Raw genomic sequence first — 13,128 nt, forward strand, 5'->3', positions numbered from 1 at the left:
CTCCTGCGTTGTTGTCGACTAGGATGAGGATGAACCAGACGCGGCGGCTGACTTCGCGATGAAACGCCGGTCGCGCGCCGCCCGCCAGCGCGCGACGAGGTTCGGAATCAGCACCGATGCGAGCAGCAGCACGCCGGTCACGATGGTCAGCGTTTCGCTCGATACGTCATCGAGCGTCAACGCGTTCTTCAGCACGCCGATGATCAACAGCGACAACAGCACGCCGACCATCGAGCCGCGTCCGCCGAAAATGCTGACGCCGCCGAACAGCACTGCCGCGATCACCGACAGTTCGAAGCCCTCTCCGTTATCGCCGCGCGCACTCGTGAAACGCAGCGTATAGACGATGCCCGCGAGCGCACTGACGAGGCCCGACAGCACGAACAGGCGCAAGCGGATCGTCGCGACCTCGATGCCGGAAAAGGCGGCGGCAGTCGGATTCGCGCCGATCGCATAGAGACTGCGGCCGAACGCGGTGGCTTGCAGCAGCACGGTGAACAGCACCGCGGCGACGATCACGATCATGAACGGCCACGGAATGAAAGTCGCGCCAAGCGTGTTCATGCCAAACGCCGTATAGGCGGCCGGAAAATCCGCCACCGCCTGATCGCCGAGCAGCACGTAGGCGAGACCGCGAAACAGCGCGAGCGTACCGATCGTGACCGCGAGCGACGGAAGATTCAGCTTGACGATCACGAGGCCGTTCAATAGCCCCGCCAACGCGCCGGCGATCAGCACGAGAACGATCACGACCGGCATCGGCAAGCCCATGTGCCACAGCACGCCCATCAACGCGCTCGATGCGCCCAGCACCGACGCGACCGACAGATCGATCTCGGCGGCGACGATGATCAGCGTCATTGGCAACGCCATCAACGCGGTTTCGGTCAGATCGGCGAGCACGTTGCTCAGGTTCGCACCGGTCAGAAACACCGGCGACAACCAGCGCCCCAGCCCGAGCGACACGATCAGCACGAACGCCAGCAACACTTCCCATGGCAGCGGCGTTTCGCGTTTGCGCGTGAGCAGCGCGGAATCGGGTTTAGCCATGATCGCGTCTCCTCATCATGCGCTTGGCGACGGAGCGGGCCAGCAAAGTATCGGCCGCGATCGCCGCGACGATCAGCGCGCCCTGGATCGCCTGCTCCCAGAACGGCGAGACGTGCAGCACGACGAGCGCGATGCTGATCACGCCGAGCACGAGCGCGCCGAGCGTGGCGCCGAGGATCGTACCGACGCCGCCCGTAATCGCAACGCTGCCGACCACCGCGGCCGCGACGACCTGCAATTCGATGCCTTGCGCCGTGCTCGCATCGACGGTGCCGAAGCGCGCGAGCCACAACGCGCCCGCAAAGCCCGCGATCGCCCCGGACAGCAGAAATCCCGACATCACGCGGCGCTCGACGTTCACGCCCGCGAGCCGCGCGGCCTCCGGATTCGAGCCGATCGCATAGTGCTCGCGGCCGCCGCGAAACTGCTTCAGATACACGGACAGGCCGGCCAGTACGACGGCTGCGATTAGCGCGAGCGTCGGGATGCCGAACAGCGTGCCGGTCGCGAGCCGCGAATACGCGTCGGGCAGACTGGTCGCATTGATCTGGCCGCCGTGCACCCATGCGTAATCGGCGCCGCGAAAGATGTACAGCGTCGATAGCGTCGCCACGAGCGAAGGCACACGCCCCACGGCGACGAGCAGCGCATTGATGCCGCCCGCGACGAGCCCGATCACGAGCCCCGCGGCGAGAGCGGCGAGCACCGGCATATGCGGGAACGCAACGTACAGACTGCCCACTGCGTAGGCGCTGATACCCACTGTCGAGCCGACCGACAGATCGATATGCCGCATCAGGATCACGACGGTCATGCCGGCGGTCAGCAGACCGATGATCGACACGTTCAGCAGCACATCGCGCAGATTCTGCAGATTCAGGAACTGCGGCTTCGCGATCCCGGTTCCAACAATCAGCAGAATCAGTACGACGAACAAAGTGGTTTCGCGGCTCTTCGCGATGCTCGCGACGAGCCCGCCCGGCGCAGCGGCGGAACGCTTCGGCAGCGACTGTTGCACCGGCGCGGGATGGGTCGAATGGCGCATCATGCTGCACGTCCCATTGCTGAAGGCCCCTGGCCGAGCGCGGCGCCCATGATGCGCTCCTCGTTCGCGTCGGCGCGCGCGATCTCCGCGCTGATGCGGCCTTCGTGCATCACGAGCACGCGATCGGCCATGCCGAGCACTTCGGGCAGCTCGCTCGAAATCATCAGCACGGCCATGCCGTCGCGCACGAGTTCGGCCAGCGCGCCATACACCTCGGCTTTCGCGCCGACGTCGATGCCGCGAGTCGGTTCGTCGATGATCAGCACTTTCGGGCCGGTCGCGAGCCACTTGCCGAGCACGACCTTCTGCTGGTTGCCGCCCGACAGCGTGCCGACTGGGGCATTCGGATCGCCCGCCTTGAGGCGCAGGCGCGTACCCCACCTGGCCGCGAGCTGCGTTTCGCTGCGCGCCGAAATGAGACCATGCCGCACAAGCCGGCCGAGCACCGTCATCGACGCATTGCGCGCGATGCTCAATTCCAGCGCAAGCCCTTGCTGCCGACGATCCTCCGGCACGAGTGCGAGGCCCGCGCGCACCGCAGCCGCGGGCTTGCCGGTGTCGAGCCGCTTGCCGGCGAGCCACACCTCGCCCGCGTCGAGCGGATCGATACCGAAGATCGCGCGCGCGACCTCGCTGCGTCCCGCTCCAACGAGACCCGCGAGCGCGACGATCTCGCCCGCGCGCACGTCGAACGAGACGTCCTTGAACACGCCGATGCGTGTGAGGCCACGCACCGACAGACGCACGTCGCCGGGCGTGCAGTCGGCCTTCGGGTAGAACGTTTCCAGATCGCGGCCGACCATCTTCGCGACGATCGCGTCGGTGCTCAGATCGGCGGTCAGGGCGTCGAACACCTTCGCGCCGTCGCGCATGATCGTCACGCGCTGCGTCAGCGCGAACACTTCGTCGAGCCGGTGCGTGATGAACAGGATGGCGACATCGCGTTCGCGCAGCTTGCGCACGATCGCGAAGAGCCGCTCGACCTCGGGCAGCGACAATGCGGCGGTCGGTTCATCCATGATCAGCACGCTCGCGTTCAGCGACAACGCCTTCGCGATTTCAATCACCTGCTGGTCCGCGATCGACAGACCGCGCACCAGTTGATCCGCGCGCAGCTCGACGCCGAGCGACGCGAGCAGCCCGTTCACCTCGCGATGCATCGCGTCGTACTGGATGCGGCCGAAGCGGCCGACCGGCTGCCTGCCCATGAAGATGTTCTCCGCGATCGACAGATCGAAGAACAGCGTCGGTTCCTGATAGATGACCGCGAGCCCGGCGTCGCGTGCTTCGGCGGGCGTCGCGAAGCGGCGCGGCTCGCCGTTCACGAGCAGTTCGCCAGCGTCGGGCTGATGCACGCCCGCGAGGATTTTCACGACCGTCGATTTGCCCGCGCCGTTCTCGCCGAGCAGCGCATGCACCTCGCCGGGCCACAGCACGAGGTCGCCGTCGGACAGCGCGCGCACCCGGCCGAAGGATTTGCTCGCGTGCCGCAATTCGAGTCGCGGCACCGCGGATAAGGATGGCTGCACTGCGTTGTCTCCTGAGCGGTTGCTCGTGCGGTTTTTCGTTCGTGCGCGCGATGCGTCAAATCCGGTAGTAGCGTTCGGCGTTGCGCCGAAACAGCGCATCTTTCTCGGCTTCGCTCGCATCCGCGACGATCGCCGCGTACGCGCGCCACAAATCCGTGTACGAGCCGAACAGCCGATCGACCGGAAAGTTCGACGCGAACATCGCGCGTTCGACACCGAACGTATCGATCGTTTCCAGCACGTAGGGCCGCAGGCTCTCGACGCTCCAGTGATGATCGAACATGGCAAGCCCGCTGATCTTCACCGCGATGTTCGGACACGCCGCCAGCGAGCGCATGCCATCGCGCCACGCGCGATAACCCGCCACGCTATTGCGATCGACGAACATGCCCGCATGATTGACGAGCAAAAGCGTGTCCGCATGCGCGCGCGCGAGCGCGGCCGCCTCCTCCATTTGCGACGGATAGATCTGCAGATCGAACGACAGACCATGACGGCGCAGCAACGCGAAATGCTCGCGCCACTGCGGCTCGCGCATGTAATGACGGCCGACGTAATCGAACAGCTTGTTGTCGTGCACGTTGAGAATCTGCCGGATGCCGCGCGTATTGGCGAACGAAGCATGCGCTTCGAGCAACGCGGGCGCGTTCTGCGCGGAAAGATCGACCGCGGCGACGATCGCGTTCGGCATGCCGCGCGACGCCTCGCGATCCGCGATGGACTGTAGCCAGCGCGTTTCTTCGACGGGATCGGCCGGATCGTGATTCGCCTCGATGTGCACGATCTTCAGCACGTCGATGTCGCCCGCTTCACCGAGCAGATCGTCGAGCAGATAGTCGTGCTTCAGATCGCGCGCATCGCCGACGAACGACACGCCCGGGTTCTCCAGCCACGGATAGCGATGCGTCTTCAGATCCCACAGATGGATGTGCGAATCGACAACCTGCATGCGGCACCTTGGTCGGATGAAAAGCGTTTCGAGGTTCGTACGTCGTTGCGGGTTCAGCCGTATTCAGCGTTACTCAATGACCGAGCTGCAAGACCGGTTCGAGCGCTCGCGACAGCGGCATACGATCCGGCGCGGCCTGTCTCCTGTCGCCCCTTCGAACGACTATAATTCCTGCACCGATAGCCTCTCAATCCGTTCTTGGGATTGGGCGATCCATAATCCGAATCGCACGGGCACCAACACTGGCACCATGAGCCAACATTCCGCCGCCGTCGCACTCGTCAATCGTCTCAAGTACAAGCATCTCGCCCTGCTCGTCGCGCTCGACGACACCCGCAACCTGCACCAGGCAGCCGAGGCCGTCAATGTCGCGCAACCGAGTGCGAGCCGCATGCTCGGCGACATCGAGGAAGCGTTCGGCTTCCTGCTGTTCGAGCGCAACGCGCGCGGCATGACGCCGACGCCGCTCGGCGTCGTCACGCTCGCTTACGCGCGCCGCGCCCTTGCCGAGCTCACGCGCTTCGCCGAAGACCTCGACGTCAAACGCCGCGGCGGTCACGGACAATTGACCGTCGGCGCGATCATGGGCGCCGCGCCTGACCTGCTGGCGATGTCGGTCGCCGCGCTGAAGACCGAAAGCCCGCTGCTCAACGTGCGCATCCTCGGGGAAACGAGCGACCAGGTCGTGCAATTGCTGCATCGCCGCGAGATCGACCTCGCCTTGGGGCGGCTTACCAGTCCATTGCAGCACAACGACTTCAGCTTCGAGCCGCTCGCGCGCGAAACGCTGCTGCTCGTCGTGCGCGCCGTGCATCCGCTTGCGCGGCGCACGCGCATCACGTTGGGCGAACTCGTTGCGTGGCCGTGGGTCGCCCAGCCGGTCACGAGTCCGGCGCGCGTGCTGTTCGAAGAAGAACTCGCGCGCGCGGGGCTCGCCACGCCAGTCAATCTGACCGAGTGCGCGTCCATCTTCGCGACGCTGCAATTGCTCGAGAACTACGATGCCGTCGCGATGCTGCCGGAGTCGGTCGTGCGTGATCATGTACGCGGCGGACTGCTCGTGGCGCTGCCGCTCGAAATCGGCAAGAGCCTCGCGGGCTTCGGCATTCTGACCCGCAAGGAAGAACCGCTCGCCGAGCCGGCGCTGCGCTTCATCGAACTGCTGCGCGGCTTCTCGCGCAACCTCGCGCGCGACGCCACGGCCGACGCGCCCGGCGCGCTGAATACACCTGCCACGGTCAATTGACGCCTGCATCGCGCGCCGCTCATTGCAGGTTGACGAACAGACCGCCGTCGACGAGCAGCGCGGCGCCCGTCACATAGCGCGCGCGGTCCGACGCAAGAAACACCACGCAATCGGCGACGTCGTCGGGATGCCCCAGGCGACCGAGCGGAATGCGCTTCTCGAAGTAAGCCTTCTTCGCTTCGTCGGCGAGATCTTCGGCGTTGAGATCGGTGGCGATCGTGCCCGGCATCACCGAGTTGCAGCGGATGCCGAACGGTCCCAACGCGATCGCGCACGACTGCATCAGCGAATGCACGCCAGCCTTGGTCGGCGTGTAATGCGTCTGCATGCCGCCGCCTACTAATGCGCTGATCGAACTCGTCGCGACGATGGCGCCACCGGTGCCCTGCTTTTTCATCTGCTGCGCGGCGGCCTGCGTGACGTAGAACGCGCCGTTCAGGTTGACCGCGACCGTCGCTTCGAGCACGTCCGGCGGCATGTCGAGAAACGCGTGGAACGGGCAGATGCCGGCATTGCTCGCGAGCACGTCGAGTTTGCCGAACGCCTCGACCGTGCGGCGCACCAGCTGCCGGCCCGTGTCGCGGGCCGCAATGTTGCCTTCCACCGCGATCACGCGCCGCCCCAATGCCTCGATTTCGCCGAGCGCTTCCGCGACCGCCGAGCCGCGGCCATACGATGCGTCGTTCTCGCCCCAGTAGTTGATCGCCACGTCCGCGCCTTCGCGGGCGCAGGCCACCGCGATCGCGCGTCCGATGCCGCGCGATCCACCCGTCACGATCACGACCTTGTCCTTGAGCAGCACGCTAATCTCCTTAGCCGGGGTTCGCCGGTCGACCGATGTTCACCACCTTCAATGCTGATAAGGCCGCGTCAGCGCACATTCCGGATTGAGCCGCACTCCGAAGCCCGGCGTGTCCGGCACCTTCATGCGACCATTGACCGGCACCGGTTCGTCGAGCAGCAGCGGGTTGAACATCGGCACGACTGCGTCGGCTTTCGGCGCCATCATCAGGAACTCGGAGAACGGCGAGTTATGGCGCGTGACGACGAAGTGATAGCTGTACACCGACGATCCATGCGGCACCACCATCACGTTGTGCGCATCGGCGAGCGCGGAAATCTTGATCAGCTCGGTGATGCCGCCGCACCAGCCGACATCGGGCTGTATCAGATCGCAGCACTGCATTTCAAGCAGCATCCGGAAGCCCCAGCGCGTCGCCTCGTGCTCGCCGGTCGACACCATCATGCCGCGCGGCACGTTACGGCGCAGTTCGGCGTAACCCCAGTAATCGTCAGGCGGAAGGCATTCTTCGAGCCATTTGAGGCCGTATTCGTGCGCGCCTCGCGCGAGCCGGGTCGCGTAGCGCAGGTCGAGGCTCATCCAGCAGTCGTACATCAGCCAGAAGTCGTCGCCGACGCGCGTGCGCATGTCGGCGAGCTTGTCGAGGTTCTGCTTAAGGCCCGCTTCGCCTTCCGCGGGACCATGCTGCAGCGGCAGCTTGCCGCCGATGAAGCCCATCTGTTTCGCGAGATCGGGGCGCGCGCCGGTCGCGTAGAACACCAGTTCGTCGCGCACGGGACCGCCCAGGAGTTGATACACGGGTTCATTGCGAATCTTCGCGAGCAGGTCCCACAGCGCCAGATCGACGCCGGAGATCGTATTGAGCACGATGCCCTTGCGCCCGTAGTACAGCGTCGCGAAGTACATCTGATCCCACATCTTCTCGATGTCGGTCACGAGCTGCCCTTCGAGAAAACGCGCGAGATGCTTCTCGACGATGAACGCGCCGATCTCGCCGCCCGTCGTCACCGCGAAGCCAACCGTGCCGTCGCTCGCCTCGATCTCGACGACCAGCGTGCCGAGCACGTTGATGCCGAACGACTGGCGGCTCTCGCGATACTCGGGATAACGCGCCATCGGCGTCGCGATGTGATCGTCGATCCAGTGTCCGCCGGCCTGATCGTGATAGTCCGCGCCGCCGCCGCGAACGATGAAGGCACGCACGTGCCGGATGGTAGGCATGGCCATGAAAGGGCTCCGTGAGAGAGGCGTCGAAGCAGCTCGACAATGCGGGCTCGACGCGTGTGTAAGACGCGCGCAACAGGCGTGCAATTTGTGAGCGGCGCGCTCAGTAGGTGGCGCGGCCGCCGGACAGGTCGAACACCGAGCCGGTGCTGAACGCGCAGTCTTCGGAAGACAGCCACAGGATCAGCGACGCCGCTTCTTCTGGCAGCAGGAAACGGTTCATCGGAATCTTCGACAGCATGTAGTCGATGTGCTGCTGCGACATCGAATTGAAGATCTCGGTTTTTGCGGCAGCCGGAGTGACCGCATTGACGAGGATGTTTCGGGTCGCGAGTTCCTTGCCGAGCGACTTGGTGAAGCCGATCAACCCCGCTTTCGACGCGCTGTAGTGTGAAGCATTCGGATTACCCTCCTTGCCCGCCACCGACGCGATATTGACGATGCGCCCATAGCCCTGCTTCAGCATTTGCGGCACGACGGCGCGGCAGGTCAGATACGGCCCGATCAGGTTCACTTCGATCACGCGGCGCCACACGTCGGGCGCAAGCTCCCACGTCGTACCGATGCCACCGGTGATGCCCGCGGAGTTGATGAGCACGTCGATCGAGCCATGTTCGGCGACCGTCTGCGCCGTAGCCTGTTCCACCGCGGCCTGGTCGGTCAGCTCGACCGTGACGGCGCTGACCTTGCCGAGCTCGCCCAGCTCGCGCTCGCTGCGCGCGAGGCGTTCGCCATCGACGTCCCACAACGCGACCGACGCGCCCGACTGCAGCGCCCGCTGCGCGACCGCGTAGCCGATGCCGCGTGCGCCTCCGGTGATGACGACCGCACGCCCCTCCAGATCGATCCGATTCATTGCTTTGCTCCTATGGGCCGCCGTGCGGCGTGCCATCGAGTTGTCGTATATCGCTGCGGTCAATATACGGGCGGAGCGATCCGCGAACAATTCGACTATTGGAGGGGGCGATAGCAAAAGTGGATCGGCAGCGCGAAGCCCCAAGGTCTGTTTCCATATGGACCGCACGCACGTTCCCGATGTAGGCAGATCCTAGTCACCCGCCGCGACGAAAAGCATGGAAACATAAAGAATGGTCGACACGGCGATGATGCCGACGCCGACCAGCACCTTGGTCTGGTCGAAGTTGATACCGCCGATGATCGCTATGCCGATTCCGAAGACCGACGACAAGGTGCCGACCGCCGCGAGGCCGACATGGATCTTGCTGCGGATCAGCCTTTTGCGCTCCGATTCGGCGGCGGATTCCGATTCGCTCTCTTCCATTGCCTGCTCCTTCGCGCGCGGCATCGAACCCCGGGCGCCGTTCGTCGTCGCGTGCCTCGATACGTTTGAAGCGTAGTTGATTTGCGGCTTCTTAACTAATCGCCGTTACCTGACTTCCGCGCCATCGCGCGACACTTTCGCGGCGACGGCCGACAGGAACACCGCGCGTACGGAATCGCCGACCTTCAGTTTCTCGAGCGGAATGTCCGGCGACACATCGAGCGTTTCAGTGCGTTTTGCCCCGCGCAGCGTGATCGTGCGATGCTTGAGATCGATCTTGCGCACCGTCGCCACGACCTCGACACGCCGCGCCGACGCCACGACGCCATTGGCCGCCGGCTGCGTGACCTCGGTATCGATGCGCTGGCGAATACCGCCCGGCGCCAGCTTGTCGACGCCGACCAGCATCGCTTTCTTGTACGCAATCGTCACGATGTCGCCGACATGCAGCTTGCTCACGTCGGCGGCTTGCGGATTCACGTCGAAGGTTTCCTCGCCGCCTTGTGGGCCGCGCAGCGTCACGCTGTTCGTCGCGGGATCGATCGCGACGACTCGCGCCTGAACGTGCACCAGCGCCGCCGCGCCGATTGCCTGCTGTTCCGGCGCGGGCGCCGACGCGTTGTCCTGCGCGAAGGCCGGACCCGCCGCGGCGACAGGAATCGCCAGCGCCACCATGATCGCATTCACTCGCGCGTGCCACGTACCCGTTGTCTTGCAAGCCATGAAATGCTCCTTTTGATTGCGTCGTCATGACGGTCAATGCACTTGTCGCAAATCGTGTACTGCTCGCCGGCGCCGCAAGCGCGAACGCATCGAATAAAAGAAACGGGACTAATAAACACTGCTATCGAACCGGGGCCGCTTTTGAAACTCAAGGCGGTTCGGTTCAAATTCGGCGATTTGTCAACAAGGCCTGATTGCGAAAAGCGCGTGCTTCTCTATGCGATGAAATTGTGATGCGGAGTTGTTGCGGATGAGCCAGCACAAGCAGCCGCGCGGCTTTGCGCGCGTTCCCGCGAATGTCAGTGGCTGGGTGGAGGACTAGTCATAACATACTCCTCGCAACGAGATGGACTACCGGGCGACCCAACGCAAATTGGATCTGGAAATTGCCGGGCGTTATGACTATTTCAAACTGTCCAAGGATGCTAGCAAACGGGTAAAGGAATGGCAATCGACTGGGATCGCTGTGCGTCGTTGTTCGCGGCATGTTGGCGGCGAGTCGCGAGCCCGCAAAAACCCTTACTGGTTGATACTTAGACTGATCCGCATCGCGCATCGATAAGTACAAAAAACTGTCGTCAATCATTGGAATACTGCTAATAACGCTTGATTGGTCAAGCGCAATTTAACGTCAAACCAACGTGAAAGGACGCCAGAGCCGGTGCGCACAAGGTGCGCAATTGCAGGCACAGCGTTTGCTCGAATTCGAGCAGGCGTTTAACGCACCTCGTTGGTTCATCGAAAGGACCTTTTACATGGCCACGATCCGCCCCTGCACCGCCGCCTGCGTCATCGACGGCCGCCTCGTCATGCTGACTTTCTATCCGGGCAGCGGCGTGTTGCGTATCGCCGATTCGTCCGGCGTCTGCCTCAGTGAAACGCGCTGGGGTGCATCATGGCGCGCTCTGCTCGATGAGTTCCGCGGCTACTACGAAGCAGCGGAACACGGCAATACCGCGCGCGGCATCGACGATATCGTCGCGCGCCTCGGCGAACGCGCCCAACACATCCCAACGCAATCGGCTCTCGCGTGAAAATGCGGGCGCTCGCGAGCGGGTCATTGACCGAAATAAGTCTTGCACTCCGTACCGAACGAACAGGACTGGCTGCGCCGGCTTCCGGCTTGCGACTCGCCCGCCGGTACGCCGCCATATGACGCGTTGCGCATGCCCTGCTGCGAATCCCAGTCCTGACCGAACGACATATCGGTCGTCGCCTGCGCCGACTCGTCCGCATCGTGTTGCATCATCGCGCGCCCCGATGCACCGGGGTCCAGCTGGCCGCTCAATTCCGCCGCACTGACCGTGCTCGGCACGAGAAACAGAACCGCGACTGCGGCAATCATCAATAAACGTACTCTCATTTCCGGACTCCTCGAACCCGGCGCAGCAGTGCGCGTCCTCCACAAGAAGAATGGGTCCGTGAAACCTCAACCTGCCCAAACGGGCCGAGGGACGGGTCGATGCCGATGCGCTGCTTGCGACGGGTCATCGAACTAAGCGTATGTAGAATTGCCGCGCCTGCAAGCGCTCCATGACGCTTTCCCACACGTCGGCGGAATCGGCGCATACAGGCTGGCTGTAAGTCTGCATTGCACAGTTCTTCGTCCTTCTTTTATAGTTCGCGCCCCCCGGAATTCAATCCCGTGGCCTGCACCAGCATGGTCAATTGTCCACAGCGTTAGATAAACCGCATTCTCCGGGAAAATCAACGTGAACAAGGCGTGCCTTGCGCCCGCATTGCGTTATGATATTGCTATAAGGCAGGACAAAAGGCGGCGCCCGCACGTCAATGAAAGTCCGGTGAAAGACGGACAGCGTGGAGTAGTTCCACCCATTCGCAATCATTGCATCGAGACTCAGAGTTTTTCTTCGCGAACGGCAGGCTTACCGGCCTCGTTCGCCGCGCTGCGACATGCTGAAATATTTGCTGATTGAGACTCTCAGTTCGAGGGTCGGTTGTTCCGGCGGCCATGTCCTGTCACAGGCCGTATTGCAATTCAGGGAGCAACGTTTTTTAACCCGGCACATGGCATTTCCTTCAATCGACAACCCCCGCGGGGCGGCCCAATCGAGTCGGGCCCGACGCTGCACAGCTTTATTCCCCGCACACTATCTTTGACAGTACGCTGCACGTTTAAGAAGGACGAATATCCTATGGACGAAAGGAAGCGAGATAGCATGATTGCGTATCTCCGCCATCGTATGGACGAGTTTGGTATCAGACCAGAAGACCTTGCTGCCGCGCTGGCGACCGAGTCATTGGCGAAAAAGGCAGCGCGCTATCGCAATGCCACTGGAGACAGCTGGGACGGCAACGGCGAAATGCCGCAATGGCTCAAGCAGGCTATTAGCGCCGGCCAAAGCATCGAGCATTTCGAATTGTCGGAGAATCCGGCGCCCGCCCCCCAACCGAAAAAGCAGGTCGACTGGTCGAATGACCCGTTCGCCGGCACGCGGCTCGCGCGCCAGAATAGCCGCTAGGTGCAAGCCGCCGCACTCGAAGACACGGGCGTAATCGCCGCGGCTTCGAAATGAACCGCCGTGCCGCGCACCGGTTTGGCGCTACCGCTTGCCACATCCACGGCATTCGCGGTATTCCCGGAATTGATGGCATTCACCGCGTCGGTACTATTCGCACGATTTGAGGCAGGCTGCGCGTATTGCGGCAGCGCTATGAACGCGCTGACCTGACGCACGATCCGCCAGAACGTCTTGTCGACGAGACGGGCCTGCTCGTCAGCGGACACCTGACCGCCCGCGAGCGGATCGGCAATCGTCCAATCCACACACGCCGGAGCGCCCGGAAATACCGGCGCATGCAGTCCGCCGACGAATGCGTCGAGCACAATCACGACATCCATGCGCGGCGCCCATTCGCCAGTAAATTCGAGCCAGCTTTTCGGGCTCAGCACCGCGCGTCCCGAAATGCCCGGCCGCAATTGCGCGATCGCAAGGGGATGAACACGCGCGGCCGGCTCAGGGCCCGCGCTGAACGCCTCGAACCGATGCCCGGCCAGTTCGCGCAGTAATGCTTCGGCAATGATGCTGCGGATCGAATTATCGCGGCAGAGAAACAAAACCTTATATTTTCTGGACACGCTTACCCCGTACCGTTGTTCTTTTATGGGCCTCTGGGCGGAATTGTGCCGCTCCAGTCTTGCGCCCCCGTGACACTATGGCGCCTTTATTATTTGCGCCACGGGATTCGCACCAGGTATCTCGATTCTCGGGCACAGAGCACAACTCAGCGAACGCTGTGCAGTGTACCAGCGTCCG

General features: G+C 63.3%; 14 protein-coding genes. 3 read left to right on the top strand and 11 right to left on the bottom strand.

Translation table 11 applies throughout. The features are described 5' to 3' along the window. Positions 1-18 precede the first annotated feature (18 nt). The 4 genes from LJ655_RS01410 to LJ655_RS01425 are packed head-to-tail and all read right to left on the bottom strand — an operon-like array spanning position 19 to position 4,573. Positions 19-1,050 (bottom strand): ABC transporter permease, encoded by a 1,032-nt coding sequence (locus LJ655_RS01410; protein ID WP_230559472.1) that lies wholly within the window; start codon positions 1,048-1,050, stop codon positions 19-21. Further along, on the bottom strand, positions 1,043-2,098 hold the full coding sequence (locus LJ655_RS01415; RefSeq protein WP_230559473.1) for an ABC transporter permease: 1,056 nt from the start codon (positions 2,096-2,098) through the stop codon (positions 1,043-1,045). The genes LJ655_RS01410 and LJ655_RS01415 overlap by 8 nt, the downstream gene beginning before the upstream one ends. Continuing rightward, the gene (locus tag LJ655_RS01420) at positions 2,095-3,624 is read right to left on the bottom strand and encodes a sugar ABC transporter ATP-binding protein (RefSeq protein ID WP_230559474.1); all 1,530 of its coding nucleotides are present in this window, start codon (positions 3,622-3,624) and stop codon (positions 2,095-2,097) included. The genes LJ655_RS01415 and LJ655_RS01420 overlap by 4 nt, the downstream gene beginning before the upstream one ends. A 55-nt stretch (positions 3,625-3,679) precedes the next feature. Continuing rightward, positions 3,680-4,573, bottom strand: a complete 894-nt coding sequence (locus LJ655_RS01425) for an amidohydrolase family protein (protein ID WP_230559475.1) — start codon at positions 4,571-4,573, stop codon at positions 3,680-3,682. A gap of 250 nt (positions 4,574-4,823) precedes the next feature. Here LJ655_RS01425 and LJ655_RS01430 point away from each other — a divergent pair, with 250 nt between their 5' ends. Continuing rightward, the gene (locus LJ655_RS01430) at positions 4,824-5,819 is read left to right on the top strand and encodes a LysR family transcriptional regulator (protein WP_230559476.1); all 996 of its coding nucleotides are present in this window, start codon (positions 4,824-4,826) and stop codon (positions 5,817-5,819) included. A 19-nt stretch (positions 5,820-5,838) separates the two neighbouring features. Here the strand turns inward: LJ655_RS01430 and lra1 are convergent, their stop codons facing one another. From lra1 to LJ655_RS01455, 5 genes are all read right to left on the bottom strand, one after another. Continuing rightward, entirely contained in the window at positions 5,839-6,621 is a 783-nt protein-coding gene (lra1, locus tag LJ655_RS01435) for an L-rhamnose 1-dehydrogenase Lra1 (RefSeq protein WP_230559477.1), read from the bottom strand. 48 nt (positions 6,622-6,669) lie between these two features. Further along, entirely contained in the window at positions 6,670-7,848 is a 1,179-nt protein-coding gene (rhmD, locus tag LJ655_RS01440; RefSeq protein ID WP_230559478.1) for an L-rhamnonate dehydratase, read from the bottom strand. Between the two features lie 100 nt (positions 7,849-7,948). Further along, positions 7,949-8,701: an SDR family NAD(P)-dependent oxidoreductase gene (locus tag LJ655_RS01445; protein WP_230559479.1), complete on the bottom strand. Its 753-nt coding sequence runs from the start codon at positions 8,699-8,701 to the stop codon at positions 7,949-7,951. 192 nt (positions 8,702-8,893) lie between these two features. Beyond that, complete coding sequence (locus LJ655_RS01450; protein WP_230559807.1) at positions 8,894-9,127, bottom strand: hypothetical protein; 234 nt, start codon at positions 9,125-9,127, stop codon at positions 8,894-8,896. A 105-nt stretch (positions 9,128-9,232) separates the two neighbouring features. Then, on the bottom strand, positions 9,233-9,850 hold the full coding sequence (locus LJ655_RS01455) for a copper-binding protein (protein WP_230559480.1): 618 nt from the start codon (positions 9,848-9,850) through the stop codon (positions 9,233-9,235). A gap of 755 nt (positions 9,851-10,605) precedes the next feature. On the opposite strand from LJ655_RS01455, the gene LJ655_RS01460 reads away from it, so the two are divergent. Beyond that, a complete protein-coding gene (locus LJ655_RS01460; protein WP_230559808.1) occupies positions 10,606-10,884 on the top strand; it encodes a hypothetical protein in 279 nt (92 codons plus the stop codon). 23 nt (positions 10,885-10,907) lie between these two features. On the opposite strand, the gene LJ655_RS01465 is transcribed toward LJ655_RS01460, so the two are convergent. Continuing rightward, positions 10,908-11,213 carry a hypothetical protein gene (locus LJ655_RS01465; protein WP_230559481.1) on the bottom strand — a complete coding sequence of 102 codons (306 nt, stop codon included), beginning with the start codon at positions 11,211-11,213 and terminating at the stop codon, positions 10,908-10,910. 793 nt (positions 11,214-12,006) lie between these two features. On the opposite strand from LJ655_RS01465, the gene LJ655_RS01470 reads away from it, so the two are divergent. Then, a complete protein-coding gene (locus tag LJ655_RS01470; RefSeq protein ID WP_230559482.1) occupies positions 12,007-12,333 on the top strand; it encodes an H-NS histone family protein in 327 nt (108 codons plus the stop codon). Here the strand turns inward: LJ655_RS01470 and LJ655_RS01475 are convergent. Then, positions 12,330-12,950, bottom strand: a complete 621-nt coding sequence (locus tag LJ655_RS01475) for an arsenate reductase/protein-tyrosine-phosphatase family protein (RefSeq protein WP_230559483.1) — start codon at positions 12,948-12,950, stop codon at positions 12,330-12,332. The genes LJ655_RS01470 and LJ655_RS01475 overlap by 4 nt on opposite strands. Positions 12,951-13,128 lie beyond the last annotated feature (178 nt).

Source organism: Paraburkholderia translucens (assembly GCF_020881035.1).
In the GTDB taxonomy this organism is placed as follows: Bacteria; Pseudomonadota; Gammaproteobacteria; order Burkholderiales; family Burkholderiaceae; genus Paraburkholderia; species Paraburkholderia translucens.